16 protein-coding genes are annotated in these 21390 nt (G+C 33.9%); 9 read left to right on the forward strand and 7 right to left on the reverse strand.

Annotated elements, in window-relative coordinates; all coding sequences use genetic code 11:
- Positions 1-33 precede the first annotated feature (33 nt).
- The 3 genes from VKJ25_RS15745 (at position 34) to VKJ25_RS15755 (ending at position 1624) form a co-directional block, all read left to right on the forward strand.
- A complete protein-coding gene (locus VKJ25_RS15745; protein WP_324237610.1) occupies positions 34-1134 on the forward strand; it encodes a Gfo/Idh/MocA family oxidoreductase in 1101 nt (366 codons plus the stop codon).
- A 161-nt stretch (positions 1135-1295) separates the two neighbouring features.
- Complete coding sequence (locus VKJ25_RS15750; protein ID WP_324237583.1) at positions 1296-1511, forward strand: protein kinase family protein; 216 nt, start codon at positions 1296-1298, stop codon at positions 1509-1511.
- Positions 1484-1624: a cupin domain-containing protein gene (locus VKJ25_RS15755; protein WP_324237611.1), complete on the forward strand. Its 141-nt coding sequence runs from the start codon at positions 1484-1486 to the stop codon at positions 1622-1624. Before VKJ25_RS15750 ends, VKJ25_RS15755 begins: the two co-directional genes overlap by 28 nt.
- A gap of 592 nt (positions 1625-2216) precedes the next feature.
- Here the strand turns inward: VKJ25_RS15755 and VKJ25_RS15760 are convergent.
- From VKJ25_RS15760 to VKJ25_RS15775, 4 genes are all read right to left on the reverse strand, one after another.
- Positions 2217-3740: a glycosyltransferase family 39 protein gene (locus VKJ25_RS15760; RefSeq protein WP_324237584.1), complete on the reverse strand. Its 1524-nt coding sequence runs from the start codon at positions 3738-3740 to the stop codon at positions 2217-2219.
- A gap of 384 nt (positions 3741-4124) precedes the next feature.
- A complete protein-coding gene (locus tag VKJ25_RS15765; protein WP_324237585.1) occupies positions 4125-5072 on the reverse strand; it encodes a lysylphosphatidylglycerol synthase transmembrane domain-containing protein in 948 nt (315 codons plus the stop codon).
- Positions 5073-5578: 506 nt separating this feature from the next.
- The gene (locus tag VKJ25_RS15770) at positions 5579-6502 is read right to left on the reverse strand and encodes an Rpn family recombination-promoting nuclease/putative transposase (protein ID WP_324237586.1); all 924 of its coding nucleotides are present in this window, start codon (positions 6500-6502) and stop codon (positions 5579-5581) included.
- A gap of 472 nt (positions 6503-6974) precedes the next feature.
- Positions 6975-9188 carry an energy transducer TonB gene (locus tag VKJ25_RS15775; RefSeq protein ID WP_324237587.1) on the reverse strand — a complete coding sequence of 738 codons (2214 nt, stop codon included), beginning with the start codon at positions 9186-9188 and terminating at the stop codon, positions 6975-6977.
- Between the two features lie 882 nt (positions 9189-10070).
- Here VKJ25_RS15775 and VKJ25_RS15780 point away from each other — a divergent pair.
- From VKJ25_RS15780 to VKJ25_RS15800, 5 genes are all read left to right on the forward strand, one after another.
- Positions 10071-10952, forward strand: a complete 882-nt coding sequence (locus VKJ25_RS15780) for an alpha/beta fold hydrolase (RefSeq protein ID WP_324237588.1) — start codon at positions 10071-10073, stop codon at positions 10950-10952.
- A 254-nt stretch (positions 10953-11206) separates the two neighbouring features.
- A complete protein-coding gene (locus VKJ25_RS15785) occupies positions 11207-12526 on the forward strand; it encodes a hybrid sensor histidine kinase/response regulator (RefSeq protein ID WP_324237589.1) in 1320 nt (439 codons plus the stop codon).
- A 511-nt stretch (positions 12527-13037) separates the two neighbouring features.
- On the forward strand, positions 13038-15362 hold the full coding sequence (locus tag VKJ25_RS15790) for a heavy metal translocating P-type ATPase (RefSeq protein ID WP_324237590.1): 2325 nt from the start codon (positions 13038-13040) through the stop codon (positions 15360-15362).
- A gap of 1118 nt (positions 15363-16480) precedes the next feature.
- The gene (locus VKJ25_RS15795) at positions 16481-17560 is read left to right on the forward strand and encodes a DUF262 domain-containing protein (RefSeq protein ID WP_324237591.1); all 1080 of its coding nucleotides are present in this window, start codon (positions 16481-16483) and stop codon (positions 17558-17560) included.
- Positions 17561-17571: 11 nt separating this feature from the next.
- Positions 17572-18564: a hypothetical protein gene (locus VKJ25_RS15800; RefSeq protein ID WP_324237592.1), complete on the forward strand. Its 993-nt coding sequence runs from the start codon at positions 17572-17574 to the stop codon at positions 18562-18564.
- Between the two features lie 38 nt (positions 18565-18602).
- Here the strand turns inward: VKJ25_RS15800 and VKJ25_RS15805 are convergent, their stop codons facing one another.
- The 3 genes from VKJ25_RS15805 to VKJ25_RS15815 form a co-directional block, all read right to left on the reverse strand.
- Positions 18603-18941: a DUF5615 family PIN-like protein gene (locus VKJ25_RS15805; RefSeq protein ID WP_324237593.1), complete on the reverse strand. Its 339-nt coding sequence runs from the start codon at positions 18939-18941 to the stop codon at positions 18603-18605.
- Entirely contained in the window at positions 18938-19162 is a 225-nt protein-coding gene (locus VKJ25_RS15810; protein WP_324237594.1) for a DUF433 domain-containing protein, read from the reverse strand. The genes VKJ25_RS15805 and VKJ25_RS15810 overlap by 4 nt, the downstream gene beginning before the upstream one ends.
- Before the next feature lie 118 nt (positions 19163-19280).
- Positions 19281-20051, reverse strand: a complete 771-nt coding sequence (locus VKJ25_RS15815) for a metal ABC transporter ATP-binding protein (protein ID WP_324237595.1) — start codon at positions 20049-20051, stop codon at positions 19281-19283.
- 141 nt (positions 20052-20192) lie between these two features.
- Here VKJ25_RS15815 and VKJ25_RS15820 point away from each other — a divergent pair, with 141 nt between their 5' ends.
- A complete protein-coding gene (locus VKJ25_RS15820) occupies positions 20193-21215 on the forward strand; it encodes a metal ABC transporter solute-binding protein, Zn/Mn family (protein WP_324237596.1) in 1023 nt (340 codons plus the stop codon).
- Positions 21216-21390: the final 175 nt, after the last annotated feature.

Raw genomic sequence — 21390 nt, forward strand, 5'->3', positions numbered from 1 at the left:
AAAATATATTGAGACCCAAAAGTTTTGAACAATATGAAACTACTAACTAAGACTCATAAATTTTCTCATGTTTTAGACAGAAAGTTAGATTTATTTGGATGTGTGCGTGTAGGTAATGGCAATGTAGCTTCATGGCATGAAAAAAAATTAAGGGATATAGGAATTAGTACTCTAGGGATTATCGAACCAAATTTGCTTAAACAACAAGAGGCAGTCAAGAGAGGAATCAATGTATTTTCATCTTTTGTAAAAGCAGCAGAAATGCGCCCGCTATTCTGGGATATTTGTTGTCCTACTAATACTCATGTTGAAGTTATTAGGAAAATTATAGAAATTGATAATAAGGCTAATATTGTTGTAGAAAAACCTGTCTGCAATTACGAAGAGATTGAAATGTTATGTGAATTGTTGCAGGGATTTCAAGGAAAGCTTGTTGTTAATGAAAATTATATAGAATCATCAGTAACTCAGAAGATTAAAGAATTAATTATATCTCTGAAAATTACGCCCCAAAGGGTTGTCTCAGAAATGACTAAAAATAGAGTAAATGATTTTATTAATGGTCGATTTTTAGATAATAATTTTTATGCTTTTGGCTATGAAGATTCACATATAATTGCCAATGTTATGGCTCTGGGAAAAGAATATTTACCTCATAAAATTGGGAATATCTTTTATCAAGATATAGACATAAAAGTTAAGGATAAAAATTACTTTTTGCCTAAGCAAGGAATGGTAGAAAAACATTATACCGCAGTTAATGATGCAGAAGTGGTATTGTACACTTCTATGACAGGAAAAATCAAATATTTTTATCCAGGATGGTCTTCAAAATACTTTGATCGAGTTCCTGAAGAGGAAAATGTTCGGTATCGTGTATTAGCTGTAGAAGACTATAACACGGGTATAACTATAGCTGGATTTTATGAGCCAATTATTGGTCAAAATCGAGGGGAAGGAAAAGTTGTTGTTTACCAAGATGGCATTGTAGAAGAAATTATCTCCTCTATAACTGATGATACAATGGGCATATCAATGAAAAATGCTGTAGAATATTTTCAGGGAAAAAGAAATAATCCTTGTTCGGCAAAAACAGCTATTCAAATAGTAGAAATTATGAATTTATGGCATTAGTCATTTCAGTTATCAGTTATCGGTATCTTCCAGCTTTTGCTAGAGACTTAAAATACTGAATTTTCTTTTTTTTTCATGCCCTTGAGAGGAGAGACAAATATCCCTTGATTTCGGCAAAAAAATGAAAGTAAACATTAAAAAAAATGGAGGTTTTAAATAAAATGATACTTTCTAGCGATAATATTCCCCAGGTAAGAGGACATTGTGGTACTATTAGAAAACTTGTATCAGAAGGACCTGCTAAACTGATACATCTAATTGTAGATAAAGCAGAAAAGCATTATCACAAAAAACCACAGAATATTATTATGTACTTGATGGAAAAGGATACATATCTCTTGACGATCAAATACAACCTATTAAGAAAGGAGATGTGATTAAAATAGAACCGGGAGTAAAACATCAGGCGATTGAAGGCGAAACTCCATTAGAAATTCTTGTCATTGAAGTACCTCCTGCTACAGGTGACTGTTATATAGTAAATCAATAGTTCAAAATCAATGACTATTCCAACTATCTTAAAAGGCAACAGTCATTTTAGTTATCAGTTATAAGTGATATCAAATCCGGTAGTATCGGTAGAATTAAAGACCGTAGGGGTTGGGTTTCCAAATCCCTACAAGCTAGGAATTTTAGCCAATACTGATGGTATAACCTTATCCTCCAAAGCAAGCAGATTTGATATAACTCTGGATCAACCTAGAGAGTTGAAATACTGAAGTTCATTTTTTTCATCCCCTGAAAAGGAAAGGCGTAAGACCTTATTTTTTGGTTAAAGTTTGACAAGTAAGAAGGAATAGAATATTTGTAAATGGATACATCTCATATAGCAAATTTTACTAAGCGTGAGGTACGCCTGCGCGAGCAAGATGCACGGTTCCCGAAAAATCGCACGGATAAAATTTAATTATTAATATTTGTACCTCACGCTTCTTGGAAAATGCTATATTTTATTTACCAAAATACTTTTTTCCTATTCTATTGAGTGTTAAGTATTCTCTAAAAGCGATAAACTTTTGGCTCTTATATTTTTTTGCTTACATTTTTCTGAGTAGTTATATTCTCAAACATCAACCTAGACTTCAACTCATGTCATACAAATATACATAGGAACCAGGTTGTTCAAAGGTATCTATTTTTATACCAATTTCATCTAAATAAGAATTTAAAAATCTTCTTTCTGCGGGAATAAGAGTATGGGAAAATAATAACCATACTCTTTTATTTCCCAGGAGTTTATTTAAGTCTTTTTTATATCTTTCCTCCTCAGCAATTGATAATTTTTTACCATCATATTGATCTAAATCATCGACTCCAATAATATAGTCACCTTCCTGATAACCATATTTTTCTGCATAATACTGAAACTGATATATTCCCCGTTGATAAATATACAAAATATCTCCTGGTTGTTGATGTTTTTGGATATAATTCAATACGGGTTTAATTTCTGAGGAATTTAATGGTTTTTCTATTAGTTCAATGGCTTTTACTACGGGTTGTTTGAGTAATAAAATAATCAAAAAAAGACTGATAATTTTGATTGGTCGAGATTTCGATTTTTTCAAAAGATAATTTCCACTTTCGGCGATGAGGAAAATTACGAATGGTGTGAGAAATAAAACTAAACGACTCCGAAATGGATATTGATGTAAAAAGGATGCTAAAAAAGTCATTAATATTGGAGAAAGTAAGAGCAACAAAATTTTCTTTTTGTGTAACCAACAAGCAATACAACCTAACAAAAAAAATACAATTGCTAATCCATCAATCCATTTGCCAAAGCCTAATGGTTTATAGAAAAATTTGCCGAAAGCATCTAACATCCAAATAATATCAAATGGGGAACTAGGAAAAGCTTTTCCCCAAGAATTTGTTAATGTTTCATTGCCTGTTAAATTTCTCAAAGATACAAAATAAAAGATGATAAAACTGAAAATCCAACCTGAATAAATAAGTAATAACTGTTTGATTTTAGTTAGGTCTTTCTGCCAATAATTAATTAATAAAGCACTACCACCAATACTTGCCAAAATAAAGATAGAAGGATGAGAAAACCAAATAGCGATCGCTCCGACTAAAGCAGATTTAATTATCTGACTTTGGTTTAATTTTTGTTCTAGCAAAGGTAGTAATAATAGATATAAAAGGAGAGCGATCGCTACATCATTAGAATATTGTTTGACTTCTGCTGAGTAATAGACTAAATATTGTAAGTTGGCAAATAAGGTTAAACCAATTATTATAGCAGATTTAGCCATCCATTTTTTGGCTAATTCATAAAATAAAAATAATGAACCGATACCACAAATTAAGGGAAATAGTCGCAAGGCATATTCATTATTTCCTAATATCTGAACTGCTAATTTTTCTATAATTAGAAAACCTATTGGCGCACCTTGGTCATAATCTAAAGGTTGGAATAATTCTAGATAGGAACGATTGACAATATTCAGGGCTAAAACTGCTTCATCTGCCCAGAGAGAACGATTAGATAAATATTGAATTAACCTCATGGCTACCCCAAAAGCAATTATTAAATAAGGTAGTATTGGAGTGTCAAATAAAAATTTAAAATCTGGTAAATATAACTTTTGATTTTTCATAAAGATCGGAAAGAAGAAAGAAGAAAGAAGGAAGAAGTTGGAACAGAAGGAAAAACCTTACAGAAGGTAGATATTTTCCCAATTTTTTACACGCTCCGATACCAACGGACATGATATTAAATCTAACATTAATAAGATTTTGTTGGGTTTCGTTACAACTATTTTGGTGATTTACACTCTAACATTAATAAGATTTTGTTGGGTTTCGTTACAACTATTTTGGTGATTTACACCTTAACATTAATAAGATTTTGTTGGGTTTCTTTACAACTATTTTAGTGATTTACACCTTAACATTAATAAGATTTTGTTGGGTTTCGTTCCTCAACCCAACCTACAACTATTTTGGTGATTTACATCCTAATTCTTTCTACTCCCTACTCCCTAGTCCCTAGTAACTAAATACTTCCCAAAAAATGGTAAACCTGCTATTGCGGGTAATAAATAACGGGATGTACAAAGTAATCCTAAAGCTGCTCCAACTTCTTGAGGAAAATAAGGTTGATAAAACAGAATAAACGCAGCATCACGAGTACCAACTCCAGCAAATGTTAATGGTAATAATCCTGCTAAAATTGCTAAAGAAGATAATGCTAAACTCTCTATAAATGGTGCTTTAGCATTTAACGCTAAAATAAAAAACCAGATTTGTGATAAATGCCCGAACCAGATAAATAGAGAGAGAGTAGCAAATTTTATTAATTGTAATTTATCGTGCCAAAAATACCTGTGCATTTCTATCCAAGAATTTTCTAAACTATCAATTTTCAAACTCATTTTCTTGGGGGCAATTTTTCGGGAAGTTGCAAAAAATATACTGGCAATTTTACGAGAAGATAATAATAATAATCCGATGATTAAACCTGATGCAACTCCAGCAGTCATCATCCAAAATAATAAGTCTTTTTCTGGATAAACAATTAAACCAAAAACACACCAAATCAATAAAGAAATTAAGTCACAAGATTTTTCAAAGATGACTAGAGATAAAGATAAAGTTCCTTCTAAATGCCCCCTTTGTTTCATAAAATAAGCTTTGACAATATCTCCCATTTTTGAGGGCAATATCATGTTTAAAACACTGGCAGCTAATATTAATTCGTTAGCTTCTCTAAAGTTGAGATAAGATGATGATTTTCTCCCTTTTTTTGGCATTAACTGTTGTAGTCGCCAAGCTGTTAACATTGTCAAAGGAATTATCATACTGATACTGATTATCATCCATATTGGGTTAGAGTTTTGAAATACTTTTATTAGTCCAGAAAAGTCAATTTTCCAGTAGATAGCTATGAGAATAAGTAAGCTGATAATTAGAGAAATTAGTCGTTTCATTCTAGTAGATTTATTAGACGGCTTAATTATTATAGTTGTGTCAGTCCACAACTTTGAAAAATTGAAGCTAAAAACTGAGTAAGCATTCAGCAGTCAGAAGTCAGCAGTCAACTATCTATTTTATTTTGAGATAAAAGCTTTATGATACGGTTCCCGATAAATCAGCAATTTTATCTGACTAAAAAATTCAACTTTCACTTTCTTTATTCGTTTAAATATCTTCCTTAAGGTTGAAGTTTTTATTGCTGAAGTGCTGACAGCTAATATCTGAATGCTTACAAAGCAGTCAGAAGTCAGCAGTCAACTATCTATTTTATTTTGAGATAAAAGCTTTATGATACGGTTCCCGATAAATCAGCAATTTTATCTGACTAAAAAATTCAACTTTTACTTTCTTTATTCGTTTAAATATCTTCCTTAAGGTTGAAGTTTTTATTGCTGAAGTGCTGACAGCTAATAGCTGAATGCTTACAAAACTGATAACTGATATGAGCAACCCTATTTAGCTATTTTAATTGTTGATTTAACCAGTTTTCCAAATCTACTACAGTTGCTAAATCAAAAATTTCATCACCTAAAATATCTAATTTTTCCAGAGATAACTGTTCTATTTTAGCTTGGATTTCTGGAGCTATTTCTCCAAATTTTCGCCGAATTTGACGTTTAACTAATATCCCTATTCCTTCCTCTCTTCCAATTCCAATTCCAATTTCTATTCCTGCGCTTTTTGCTAGAGAAATTTCTGCTTTTCTATCTTCTATCAATATTTCCTGTTTCTGTATTTCCTCTAATTCTTCATTATTTAAGTTCGCCCGATTTGCTATATTTAATGCTGCTTTTATTTCTGATACTTTTTCCAATGAGTTGGGTATTATTTTTAAACTTGGTGCTGATTTCAGAAAATATATCCATTTCTCACTTAGGGTTTCTAAAGCTGATAATTCTTTCTTAAATTTAGGTAATTCCAGAAACATTAATGTTAATTCATCTCGATAATTAAATAACTCTTTCTCTTCTTTAAATCTAAACTTAGTAATGATTTCTTCGGATTCCTCAAATAAAATAAAATCAGTAATTGTTAAACCGATAAAAGGTTTCAACATTCTATAACCTTGACCCACATCTAATTGATTTCCATAAGCCTTAGCTAAATTATAAATTACTCGTTTTTCAAAATCTTCTACATTCAAAACTTGCATTTCAATAATCACAGTCGAACCATTATTTAAAATTGCTTTAACATCTACATAAGTCTCCTTGAGAGTATTAGTAACTCCAGGATTATAAGGGTTGATTATTTTCAGGGATTGAATAATATTTTGATTGTTATAAACAATAGCATTGAGAAAACTAATCAGAATATTTTGACTGTGAATAGAACCAAATATTTTTTTAAAAGCAAAGTCAGTTTTGGGGCTGATAAATTTCATTTTATATATTTTCCTGAACTGATATTATTTATAGCAGGGAACAGGGAACAGGGAACAGGAAACAGGAAACACTTTTTCAACTGTTCCCCAGTCTAAGATTGATCATCAGTCCATGTCCTAACCGCCTTGGCGGTTGCTATATCAGGACTTACGCATGAACGCTATTGGTAGGGTGCGTTTTGCTGCGCGACATGAAAAGCGTAGCGTAACCCACCGATACTCCATATATATTGCCTTTGCGTAAGTCCTATATATGATAAACTATGCTGATGGTAATTTCGTCAAGTTACTATCCTAACAGACATAAAAACTTTGAGGGGTTTAGAAACCAAACCCCTACAAAATCCCTACAGCGCTTTTCACTCTCGATAAACCACATCGAACCAAAATCTAGTAAAGACCTTGTATGCAACATCCTTACTGTGGTTTACTTAAATGAAAACCGCTGTAATTATTAATTATCCATTATTAATTATCCATTACAACTTGAACTATCAAAATTAAACTCATACTGATATAACTTAGACTCATCACTAACGTCAAATGATTCTTTAGCTACCGCATCCAAAGCAGCATCATCCAAAATTGTCGAACCACTTTCTAATAACAACTTTGGTCCGACACTAATACTACCATCAGGATTCACCAAAACTCCCACGATCGCCTTACCTTCCAACTTTTGCCTGCAAGCAGCATCTGGATAAATACCAGAAATAGCTCTAGGTTGAGTCAAACTTTCTTCACCCAACCCTAATTCGATCGCCCACTGCGTATAAGCATCAAAAGCACCTAAAGCTAAATTCCTTGACTGCGACTCTTCAGCAAGTGCAGCATCTGCTTCCTCTAGTTCCTTGAGTCTATCTAACATCGAACCCTCAAATTTTGCTTCCCCTTTTTTTGATGGAGATGATTCAGAAGTAGGTGTTATTTCCTCCTCTGATGTTGACGGTTGTGTTTCTTCCAAATTGTTAGCAGCTAAATTTTCTTCTGGGGTGGGAGATGCTTCAGCTTCAGAATTAGGAGTAGTTTCAGCTTTTTCTGATAATAAACTTTCCAGCTCTTTTTGGGTTTCTAATTTGGGAGACGCTTTAGCAGTAGGAACAACTGACAGTGTTTCCGGTTCAGATTTTTCGGTTTCCGTAGGAGTGATAATAATAATCTTTCCTTGTTTGACTTCTTCCCTGATCTTGTCTAGAGTCTTGCCATCCCATAATTCTTCAAGTATGGAACTTTTGGGCGGTTCATTTTCAGTAGTTTGCTCTGGAGGTAAGGTAGTTTTTGGAGTTACGGCAACTGTCTCTGGTTCAGACTTTTCGATTTCTGGTTCAGACTTTTCAGTTTCATTTTTTGAGGGAGTGACAATAATAATTGTTTCTTGTTTTGCTTCCTCCTGTATCTCATCTAGAGTTTTGCCATCCCATAATTCTTCAAGTATGGAACTTTTGGGCGGTTCATTTTCAGTAGTTTGCTCTGGAGGTAAGATAGTTTCTGGAGTTACGGCAACTGTTTCTGGTTCAGATTTTTCGGTTTCCTTTGGTCGGGGAACGATCACAATAATCTTTCCTTGTTTTGCTTCTTCCTGTATCTGGTTCAGAGTTTTGCCATCCCATAATTGTTCGAGTATTGACTCTTTTGGCGATTCATTTTCAGAAGTCTGCTTTGGAGATAAAGTAGTTTCTGGAGTTGCTGCTGCTACAGAAGTTTCTTCTGTGGGAATAACAGCAGTTTCTTCTGGTTGAGTATCGGTGTTATTTTCTGTGGGAATAACAGCAATTTGATTTTCGGGTTTATCTTGATAACGTTCTGGAGGTAATTCTAAACCGTCTGAGTATGATCCAGTAAATTTTTCTGTAGATGGAACTTCTTGAGAAGTTGTCTCTGGAGTTGAACCACGAGATAAACCTGAGTCATTAACTTCATTAGTCAAGTTTTGATTTTTCCTAATTTGATACTCATCTAATATACTTTGATTTGGAGGTTGTGGTGGTTCAATGGGATATCTATCTATAGGTGGAAAATTTGTACTAGGTACTGGAGATGGAAATATTGTGCTTCGTGGGATTGGAGATGGAAATGTTGTGGTTTGTGGTGTTGGAGATGGAAATGTTGTGTTTTGTGGTGTTGGGGATGGAAATGTTGGAACCTCTAGTGCTGGTGGTGGAAATATTGGGGTTTGTGGTGCTACTGCTCTACCTGGTATGGTATCGGAAAATTCTAGTTCTATTGAAGGCTGATTTTTCAGCAACTCAGAAGCAGTAGGACTTGGAGCTGCAGGACTTGGAGCTGCAGGACTTGGAGCTGCAGGAGATGATTCTGATAATTTGTAATCTGAGGGATCTAATGGAATGGTGGGTAAGTCTGAAGATGAGGATGAAGACAAAGGTGGTATTTCACCTGGAGTTGTTGGTGCAGTTAGGGAAATCTCAGATGGTACTGTAGAGAATTTAATTTCTTCTTCTGGTTGAGGTAAACGTTGGAGTTGTTCTGGAGTTAATTCGATAAATCCTACTGTTGGTGGTAGTTTAGCTTTCTCAGAAAATAGGGAGAGTTTTGGTAAGTTAACTCCTAGAATAGTATGGATAATTACAGAAGTAAAGAGTCCTATCCATATTGGGTGATTCAAGGAGTCTTTGAAGAAAGGTTGTTCAATTGGTTGTTCTAATTCTAGGGAAGAAAAGTTAGACATCTAGGGGACTCCTATAAAAATAAAATTTTAATTTAATAATTTAATTTAATCACAAAAGAAGTAAGAAGTAAGAAGGAAGAAGGAATCACAAAACCTTAAACTTACAGCAAATTCCAAGCATAAGACGTACAGATATAGATATTAATAGTTAAATCTTACCAGTGCGATTTTTCGGGAACCGTGCATCTTAATATCATGTCCGGTTAAATAGTTATAATTAAAGTTATCCTGTAGGGGTTTGGTTTCTAAATCCCTGATGCGCTAGGGTTTGGTCTCCAAACCCCTACGATAAAATGTGACAATCTAGTTAATGAAATTCTATACAAACAAAAACTTTTTTATCACGCTCTTATCCGGACATGATATTACTCCTGTGGATGGATGTACTTCGCTCAACTGGAATCTGCTGTAAATCAGTAACTATCCAAAATTAATTACAAGTTCTCAGGACTTACGCACCACACCACATATATAGTGTTTAAAACTATAACATTATAGTTTTTTAACTCTATATTATAGTACCTTTGCGTAAGTTCTGATTCTATTAGAAATATCCGATTTTATCTATAAATTACCAATTATTTTTTTCCTCTTCCCTCTCTCAACAGTTGCAGTTTAACAAATAATATGTTAAATCGCAACATTAAGTTGGCATTCATGGGTACTTCCTCGGAAATAGAGAATTTTCATTATTCACAACTTGTCAATCATTTACCGGAAATATGATATATATTTATACTATGAATATATCTAACAGGACTTACGCAGGTAAACCCGGTTTCTGGGTTTATCGTAGATATTTATTGTTAAAAACAATGATTTACTCTAGAAACCAGGTTTCTTTGGGTAAGTTCTGTCTAAAAAATATCTCTTTTATTCGACATGACAGAATTTTATACTTGGAAAGGATACCGCTGTGCTTATGAATTATATTCTCAAAAACAGGGTGATACTACTCACATACCTTTATTACTAATACATCCAATTGGTGTTGGTTTATCCAAATTTTTCTGGCATAGATTTTGTTCTTTATGGCAGGAGAAAAATTTCCCCAATCCTATTTACAATCCTGATTTATTAGGGTGTGGTGAAAGTGATATGCCATCTGTGGGATATTACCCTGTGGATTGGGCGGAACAATTACAATATTTTTTAGAGACAATTGTACAAAAACCAGTAATTGTAATTGTACAGGGTGGTTTATTTCCTGTGGCTGTATCTTTAGTAAAACTGCAACAAAAATCAAATTTAATTGATCGTTTAATTTTGTCAGGACCTCCTCAATTAGAATTAATGCAAAGAGCTAGTTCAGCTATGACAAATAAATTGAGATGGAATCTTTTTTATTCGCCAATTGGGAAAGCTTTTTATCGCTATGCACGGAGGAGAAAATTTTTAGATTCTTTCTCCAAAAAACAATTATTTGCTAATCCTAATCAAGTCGATGAAGAATGGTTAGATACTTTAGAAGAAGGAGCCAAAAATCCCCAAAGTCAATATGCAGTTTTTTCTTTTTTAGCAGGTTTTTGGAGACAGGATTTTAGTCAGGCGATCGCTGAAATAAATCAACGGACTTTAGTATTAGTTGGAAATCAAGCATCAACTATTACTAAAACTAAAAAAACTGAAACTCCAGAAGAAAGAATGAATACTTATATAAAATATTTGCCTCAAGCAAAAGGTAAACAAATATCAGGAAAAAATGTTTTACCTTATGAGTCAACAGCAGAATTTGTTCAATCTGTTAGTGAGTTTTTACCATAGAAATTTCCATATTTGTGAGGTAAGTTCATTAATTAATAATTAATAATTAGGGCTTGCTGATTAAATATCAAAGTTTTTACTAGCAAAACTTTCAGCATTTATAGATACTAAATTCCCTATTTTCTATTGCCTATTGCCTATTTTCTATTGCCTATTCCCTATTGCCTATTGCCTATTGCCTATTCCCTGTTCCCTATTCCCTATTCCCTGTTCCCTAATTATTAATTATAACGATCTTTTAGGTATAAAATCAAATGACTATAGTTGAAAATAATAGTAAAAATGAAACACTAAACCCAATTATTTTAGTTGTAGATGATAACCAAATAAATGTTAAATTGTTAGTTAGTGTTTTAAAGAAATATAACTTCGATACTTTAGTATCTTTTAGTGGTGAAGATTGTTTAAAACAAGCAAGAGAAAATAATCCAGATATTATTTTGCTTGATGTTGTGATGCCGGGAATGGATGGTTTTGAAACCTGCAAGCGTTTAAAAGAAAATACAGAAACTAAAGATATTCCGGTAATTTTTATGACAGCTTTATCAGAGATAGAAGATAAAATTACTGGGTTTCAACTGGGAGCAGTAGATTATGTTATTAAACCAATTAAAATAGACGAAGTTTTAGCTAGAATAAAAGTACATACAAAACTGCGAGAATTAAACAAAAAATTAGAGAAAAAAAATATACTACTTGAAGAAGAAATTCAACAAAGAATAAGAGCAGAAGCAAAGCTGCAAAAAACCTTAGAACAGTTGCAAGTAGCTCAAAAGGAAATTATTGCTAAAGAAAGACTTGCTTATTTAAGTAATTTAACTTCAGGTATTGCCCATGAACTTTGTAATCCTCTTAATTTTGTTCAGAATTTTGCCCAACTTTCCTCAGAATTATTAGATGAATTTATAGAGGAATTAAATTTAGAAACTAATAATATTGAAGCTGAAAGATTTGATGAATTTACAGAAATAATTAATGAGCTAAAACATAATGCAGATGGAATTTATCAACATGGTAAAAGAGCTGAAAGAATTATTAAAATGATGGTAAAACACGCCAAACTTCATAATAATCAGTTACGCTCTAGTCAACTGAATCAAATTTTACAGGAATCATTGCAAATTGCTAGTGATACTCTCTGGAAAAAACAGAATTTTTCCATCAAAATTAATACAAATTATGATCAGTCAATTGGTGAAGTTATTGTATCACATTCTGATATAGTTCAGGCTTTTATCAATATACTTGATAATTCCTATTATGCTCTAAAGTTTAAGTCAGAAAAACAGGAGTCTAATAATCAAGATTTTATGCCAACTATATCTGTGAAAACTGCCAATTTAGGAAAAAAAGTAGAAATTAAAATTTATGATAATGGAATAGGAATTGATGCCAAAGTTAGAGATAAAATTTTTAATCCATTTCTCACAACTAAACCGCCTGGAGAGGGAATAGGTTTGGGTTTATCTCTTACTTATCAAATTATTGTTGGGCAACATCATGGCAGTATTAAAATAGAAACTGAATTGGGAGAATATACTGAATTTATTATAGAAATTCCTGTCAGAGAATAATTAATAATTATCTCTTTATTATAAGGAATAGGATTGACTAAAAAGAGTGTTTTTATTTCTCTTGGTCGATATTTTTTGGTAAATATAATAATAGTATAAGGGAAAACTATTGTAGTCAGTTAATGAAATTCGCTGTATAATCAGAGTAATGAGGGCTTGCTGAATCAATATAAAAGCCTTTACCAATAAAATTTTTAACATTTTTTTTGTCAAAAAAAGTGCAAAAAGTTAGGAGAAAAAGTTGAGTATTACAGAAAAATTAAGAGATAATTATTAAAACTAATTCCTTGATAATTCCCATTTTTCCTAACTCTTAACTACTCCCTACTCCCTACCTCCACCATCAGACTGAAGAAGCGCAAATCCTAATTAATTGTCCTGTTAAAAAAACTTAAAAGTAAGAAAAAAAGATAAAGATTTAAGTTAGTAAATTAATTCATTGTAAACTTTTAAAAAAGTACAGTTCCTTGTGTTACCTGTAGAATTTGACAAAATAATTGGAGAAAAATTAATGCAAACTGCCTCTAAACCAGAAACAACAATTAACCATTTCCCATTAGAAACTATTACCCTGGATGTGAGTGGGATGAAATGTGCTGGATGTGTCAAAGCAGTCGAACGACAACTGACTCAACAAACAGGTGTTGTTTCAGCTCGCGTCAACTTAGCAACCGAAGTCGCAACAGTTGAATGTGAAAAAAACCTGATCGATCCAAATACCCTCGCTCAAAAACTTACAAATAATGGTTTCCCAACTCAACCCCGTCTCGATACCTCGGAAATAGATGCTGCCCAAAAACAAAGCGAACGTCATCGCCAAGAAATGAAACAACAAATTTGGCGAATAGCGATCGCTTCTTTGTTACTACTTTTCTCAGTTATCGGACATTTAGATCATTTCATCGGTGTCAAAATTTCGATCCTGGGAAATATTTGGTTTCATGCAGCATTAGCTACCACCGCGCTATTATTGCCAGGACGAGAAATTATTATTGATGGTGTCCGTAGTTTGTTACGCAACTCACCCAATATGAATACTTTAATTGGTTTAGGTGCTGTGACTGCTTATACTGCTAGTATTGTTGCCTTGTTATTTCCAGGATTGGGGTGGGAATGTTTTTTTGACGAACCTGTAATGATTCTTGGTTGCATTCTTTTAGGCAAAACCCTGGAGCAACAAGCAAGATATCGAGCAGCATCTACTTTACATTCATTAATTTCACTGCAACCAGCAACCGCACATTTAGTTCCCCCACCCGACGGCAACAATAATTCTTCTGAATCTCTAGAAATCCCTGCTTCACAAGTCAAAGTAGGAGAATATTTACAAGTGTTACCTGGAGAAAAATTTCCTGTGGATGGTAAAATATCTGATGGTAAAACCACCGTCGATGAATCTATGTTAACTGGGGAAGCAATACCTGTAGTCAGAGAAGTTGGCGCGAATGTGGTAGCAGGAACTATTAATAAGTCTAGCGCTATAGTTATGCAGGCAACTCGCACAGGTTCGGAAACTACATTAGCTCAAATTGTCAAATTAGTCGAAACTGCCCAAACTAGAAAAGCTCCTATTCAAAATTTAGCAGATACGGTGGCAGGATATTTTACTTATGGCGTAATGACTATTGCTACTTTGACATTTTTATTCTGGTATTTTGTCGGTACTAATATTTGGTCTCAGGTTTTACAAACATCTAGTCACACAGAAATGATGATGAGTCATTTTACTTCTCCTCTACTTTTGAGTTTGAAATTAGCGATCGCTGTTTTGGTTATTGCTTGTCCTTGTGCTTTAGGTTTGGCAACACCTACTGCTATATTGGTAGGTTCGAGTATAGGAGCGCAAAGGGGTTTATTGATTAAAGGTGGGGATATTTTAGAAAAAGTACATCAGTTAGATACTATCGTTTTCGACAAAACTGGAACTTTAACTACCGGACATCCGACTGTCACCGATATTATTGGAGATAACCCCAAATGGTTATTAGAGGTTGCTGCTACTGTGGAAAGTGGTGCGAGTCATCCTTTAGCAGAAGCAATTTTACAAAAAGCAGAGCAAGAAAATGTTACCTTATTGCCAGCAACAGATTTTTATACTGAACCTGGTTTAGGAATATCTGCGGTTGTCGATGGTAAAACAGCTTTGGTTGGAAACTGGGAATGGTTGCATCAACATCAAATTATAGTTCAGCACGAAAATATTCCTACTTTAGTAGGTAAAACCGCAGTTTATGTAGCTGTCAATGGAATGTTCTTGGGAGTTATCGGAGTTAGTGATGTTTTGCGGAATGATGCTCAAACAACAGTTAAACTTCTGCAAAATATGGGTTTAAAAGTAATATTATTAACAGGCGATCGCTCTTCTGTTGCCATAGCTATTGGCAAACAGTTAGGTTTAGCTGCTGACAATATTTTGGCAGAAGTACCACCCGAAGGTAAAGCAGAAGCGATCGCTACTTTACAAGCAAAAGGCGAGAAAGTGGGAATGGTAGGAGATGGTATTAATGATGCTCCTGCTCTAGCTCAAGGGAATGTGGGTATTGGGATGCAAGCAGGTACAGATGTAGCGGTAGAAACTGCTGATATTGTTTTGATGCAGGATAAATTGATGGATGTGGTGGAGTCTATTAAACTGAGTCGCACCACTTTTAACAAAATTCGTCAAAATCTATTTTGGGCGTTTGCCTATAATATTGTTGGTATTCCTGTAGCTGCGGGGGTATTGTTACCGAGTTTAGGAATAATGCTTAGTCCGGGTGCAGCAGGTGCTTTGATGGCATTTAGTTCAGTCAGTGTAGTGATGAACTCCTTATTATTGCGTAGCACATTTCGTTAAGAATAGAAGAAAAACAGAAGGGAGCATCTTGCTCCCACTGTTTTTTTGAGGAAAATTTAGGTGGTGGACTGATAAATCTAAAATGCTGCATTAGTCGTAGGTTGGGTTGAGGTACGAAACCCAACACAATTAACGAAGTCAGAACTCAGAAGTCTGAAGACTCTATATATAGAGCCTTTCGTAAGTCCTGTGTGAAAAAGATTCAGCACTCCCCCCTCAAGAAGCATTGATTAGGGTTAGTTTTAGGAGCTAGTAGTTGATAGTGGTGTGGTGCGTTACGTTTCACTAACGCACCCTACTAGATTAACACTAATAACTGATAACTGAAGATGCTCCCACTGTTATTTTGAGGAAAATTTTTGAGGTTTTTCGGCTCAAAACTGATAACTGAAACCGGAATTACGCAAAGACTCTACATATAGATATAGTGTTGAAAAACTATTGTACAATAGTTTTAGACTCTACATTTAGTATATATGTGTAAGTTCTGTGAAATAAACACAGAAGGGAGCAAGATGCTCCCACTGTTTTTTTTGAGCAAGAATCGACTTGAGCAGTTGTCCCTATCGACGAAGCGGAAGCAATCTCGTGAAACCTCTGAGATTCCTATCCTTCCACTCCGTTCCAGTCGCAATGACTTAGACATATTAATCAAGATCAGGACTTACACGGGATGTACTATATATAGATCAAAAAAACTATTGTACAATAGTTTTGAACGCTATATGTAGCGTCTATGCGTAAGTCCTAAAGATTTGACAGCGGTTTTAAAATCAATAAACCACATCGCCATCAAAGAAATGTGCTAAATTATATGACAAGTGCTATAAATTGAATCATCTTCCATAGTAAAATATTCTCAAGGTAACATAATAAACATTACAGGACTTACGCATTGGTAAGGAGTTTGGGTCATTTGAAATTGCTTCACTCCTCGCGAGCAATGACAGAAACGCGTTGTTCTGCATAAGTCCTATATTAGATAGTAATATAATCAGGACTTACACAAGTGCAACGTATTTTCGTCTCATACGACCGAAGGGAAGCAATCTCAAAGCCCTGTTTTTCGTACCTCATGGGTAAGTCCTCATAATAATTAATCCTAGAAAGAAAATAAAATGAGAAGAACAATTAATTTTCAAAATATTTCCTGGTTTTGGGACTTATATCAAAGACAACTTCTTGATTTAGAGCCATCATACCAAAGACGTAGTGTTTGGAATCAAAACTATAAAGATGACTTTATTGATACAGTATTACATCAATATCCAGCACCTGCAATTTTTATATATCAAGAAATTACTCCTGAAGGATTTTCCAAAGTGAGTGTAGTTGATGGAAAACAAAGATTATCTACCCTATTTCAATTTGTTAATAATGAATTTCCTGTATATGAAAAAACTAAAATTCAACGCTTTATCGGTAAATATTTTAAAGATTTAGAAACTGAAGATAAACAAGAATTTTGGAGGTATCAATTTGCCATTGAATATTTACCATCATCTAACGAAAACATTATTGGTGATATCTTTAATCGTATTAATCGTAATGTAATTAAATTAACTCCTCAAGAGCTTCGTCATGCAAGATTTAGTGGTGATTTTATTACTCTTGCAGAGGAATTATCTACTTGGATGTTTAAGCATTTTGGAAAAAACAGTAAAAACTTTCCTAACCTTAATTCAACTTCCAGAAAACAGATGAAAGATGTTGAAATTGTAGCACAACTACTATTATTTTTAGAAGAGGGAGCAAAGTCTTATAGTGCTGATTATCTTGATAAAGCTTTTACTGAACGAGATAGTGAATGGGAAGAAAAAGATGAAATAGAAGATGAATTTCGGGAAACTATTAAATCTATAAGCAAAATATTAAATTTATCAAGAGATATTAATCTAACTAAAACTCGGTTAAAAAATCAGGCTGATTTTTACTCTCTATTTGGTGCTATTGCTGAGTTAAATCGCGAGAATATGCTAGAAATAAATGAAGATGTTGGCTCAAAAATATCTGACTTTCTAAAAATTGTAGAAGATCAAGAATTACAAAATAAATCCAAACAAGAGTTAAAGGATTTTCAACAGAAAGCATTAGATTATTATAAAGCAGTAAAATCTTCTTTTACAGATGCTGGTCCTAGAAAAACTAGAATTGAAATTATTAAATCTTTATTGAAAGGGGATATTCATTTAGAATAATTTTAAATATTATGAGATATCCTGCTATTCTAGACCGTAAATATAATCAATATCAACCCTTTGTTGAAAAAGTAGCTAAACAAGTCAAAGAAACATTATTAAACTTTTGCGATACCAAAGGATATCCTTTTACCTCTCGAATTAAAACTATTGAATCTCTAGCTGAAAAAATTGAAACGGGAAGATTTCAAAAATGGTCAGATTTAGATGACTTGTTTGCTTGTACAATTATTATCCCAACTCTATCTCACGAAAAAGAGGTGACAGAATTTTGTAAAAGTATATTTAAAACTATCAAAACAACCAAAAGAGGACAGAATAAAAAATCTCCAGATACATTTAAGTTTGATTCAACTAGAATTTGTGCTCAACTTCAAAGTAATAATGACATAATTCCAGAGAATAAATTAAGTATTTATCAAATTAAATTTGAAATTCAAATCAAAAGTGCTTTTGAACACGCTTGGTCTGTTGCAACTCACAATCTTATCTATAAAAGTTCAGAAATTGATTGGAGAAAATTACGTTTAGCTGCACAAATAAAAGCAACGGTTGAACAATTAGATATGTTAATACTTGCTTTTGAAAAAACTTCCGAATTTATTGAAAATAATGATTACCTAGAAATCAAAAATAAACAATTTTTAGTCGCAGAAATAAATAAATTATTTCAAACTAAAAAAATACCTGATGAGCTTAAGCCAAAAGATATGAGTCGTTTTTGTGATAACTTATATCGTCTGTTAATTAATGTAGTTGAAGAACAACAAATTCAAGAAAAAGTTAAAGCAGTAATCCAGAAAATTCAATCAACAAAAACAAATCAAATTCCACTCAGTATTTCATTATTTCAATATTTTATTAGCATTTTGATATCTGAGAAAATAATGATTGATTCTTCTATAAATAGATATTATTGGCATATTACCCAAGAAGTTATAACTTTGTATCCAGAACTAAATAATATTAATTCTACTTTTGATTATGAAGAAAATAAGTTTTAGTGTTTGGTTATAGTAATTTAATTTATTAGCTTATACTGTTAGTCTCCACTAATTTCAACCAATGATTCACCAGACTCTAGAATTTCTAATGCTTCTAGTAAAGTAGCACTTAAAATTTTTCGGAACCGAGAATTTGAGGTATTACCACAGGTTAACCAGATAATTTGAGGTGGTGAGTCAAGGGGATTGACTAGATCGACAAAATCACTATCTTTAGTTATCAAGATAACGTTTTGAGCTTTTTCTGCTTCAAAAATCTCAAAGTCTTCAGCATCTCTCAAACCAATATCCCGTACAGCTAATGCTGTTATTCCAAAAGTTTCCCTAATCCAAGTCGCGATCGCAGGCGACAGTTGTGCATGTATCCAAATTATCATACAACTAGCACAGGATGATTAAGTTTACGGGAAGCATATAAAAGCGCTGCTTGCAAATCATTGGCCTCTAGATCTGGCATTTCTTCCCAGATTTGTTCGGCACTCAGTCCAGCAGCAAATAAATCTAGTACATCTGATACCCTAATTCTCAAACCTCGGATACAAAGGCAGCCACTACATTGTTTAGGGTTAATCGTAATTCTTTTGAGTAATTCTGACATATAGTTTTACTCCAGAACGAATTTTTATGTCGCTACAGTTGTCAAGGATTTCTATTTTATGAAAATTCTAACACTTTTTTGTTGATTACCTATTCCCTGTTCCCTCTCTTTAGAAAAATTAATTATACATCTTGTTAAATACCTCTTCCCTGTTCCCTTTCTCAACAAAGAAACCAACCTTACCTCCATAAGCACGATACAAATTTTCTTCCTGCAATACAACTTGCCGATCGCCAACAGCAAGTAACTCCTTATTTAACAGAATTAAATCATCAAAATTAGTAATAGATTCCCCCAAATCATGGTTAACAACAACCACAATTTTTCCAACTTCAGCTAACTCGTGAAAAATGTCAAAAAGAATATTTTCAGTCTTCTGATCTACCCCAACAAACGGCTCATCAAAACAAAAAATATCTGCTTCCTGAGCTAAAGCTCGCGCTAAAAAAACTCGTTGCTGTTGACCGCCAGAAAGTTGACCGATAGAGCGATCGCGATAACCATCCATTCCTACCCTGATTAACGCCTCAAATGCTATCCGGCGACTCATACTAGAAAAACGACGAAACCAACCAGTTTTGCGCACTCGCCCCATCATTACCACATCCCAGACAGTCGCAGGATATGTCCAATCAATTTGCGATCGCTGAGGTACATAAGCAACTTTTTCTAACTGTTCCGGAAGTGGTTTCTCATTATAGGTTACAGAACCGTTACTCAGAGCAATTAATCCTAGCATTCCTTTTAATAAGGTACTTTTTCCTGCGCCATTAGGGCCAATAATACCTGTTAACCTTCCTGCCTGTATCTGTAGAGTAATATTTCGCAATGCCTCAACCGTGCGATAATAAACTCCTAAATGACTAACTGTAATTTTGGCTTGATTCATTAATAATAACTCCTATGTAGCACAGGTATCTTGCCTGTAAAAGGCATACCTCGCTTAAACAAAATTTGCTGTATATTTATGATATAAATTATCGAAAAAAAGTGAAATATTGTCAATTAAATCAAAATCAAATCAATTCTTATGAAAAAATTACCAATTACTTCTTCCGATTCCCTGTTCCCGATTCCCTGTTCCCGATTCCCGATTCCCTGTTCCCTATTCCCTATTTTATTAGGATTATTAATTAGTAGTTGTACGGCTCCATCTGCAAATATTTCTCCTGAAAATGAGGATAAACTTTTAGTAGTTTCCACAAGTACCATCATTGCCGATATGACAGAAAAAATAGGTGGGGATGAAATTGAGCATCAGGGAATTTTGGAACCGGGAGCAGATCCTCATATTTATGAACCTGTACCTGCTGATAGTGTGGCTTTTGAGAAAGCAAATTTAATTTTTTATAATGGGTATCATTTAGAACCTGGTTTAATTAAACTTATTAATTCTGCGGGTATGAAAGCGCAAAAGTTAGCAGTAGCAGAAAAAGTGACACCGTTACAAAGTCCGAAGGAGGGAGAGTTGGTGCCAGATCCCCACGTTTGGGGTGATGCAGAAAATGGAATTGTGATGGTGAATGCTATTCGGGATGCTTTGATTGAGTTATCACCGGAAGATAAAGAGGTGTTTATGGAGAATGCTGCCAAATTAGTTGAGGAGTTACGACAGGTTGATATTTGGATTAGCAAACAAATTGCAACTATTCCAGAAAATCAGCGCCGACTGGTGACTACCCATGATGCTTTTAAATATTATGTGAAAGCTTATGGTTTAGAAATGATGGGAACTTTGATTGGGATGAGTACGGAGGAACAACCTAGTGCGCAAACGGTGAAAAATTTAGCAGAGGAGATTAAGAAAACTAGGGTTCCTGCTATTTTTGCGGAGACTACTATTAATCCTCAGTTAATTACTACTGTTGCGGATGAAGCAGGGGTAAAGTTGGCAGCTAGGGAGTTGTATTCTGATTCTATTGGCGCTTCTGGGAGTGAAGGGGATAGTTATGTAAAAATGTTGATCTCTAATACTCAGGCAATAGTGGAAGCTTTGGGTGGAGAGTATTCTGCTTTTGAGTTACAAACAAAATCGACTGCGGAGGGTAATTAACGGAAAAGTTACAGCAGATTTCTGGCAAATAGGAAATCAGACTTTGTAGGGGCGGGTTTCATTATTAAGTTAAGGAGTCTTCACCGATAAGTTAGCTAAACCCGCCCCATGAGATCGCGCACCCTCTAACGGGGCGGGGTTTATAAAATCCCTAAACAGGTTTCTAAAATTATTT

This window comes from Okeania sp. (genome assembly GCF_035285525.1).
Lineage (GTDB): Bacteria > Cyanobacteriota > Cyanobacteriia > Cyanobacteriales > Microcoleaceae > Trichodesmium.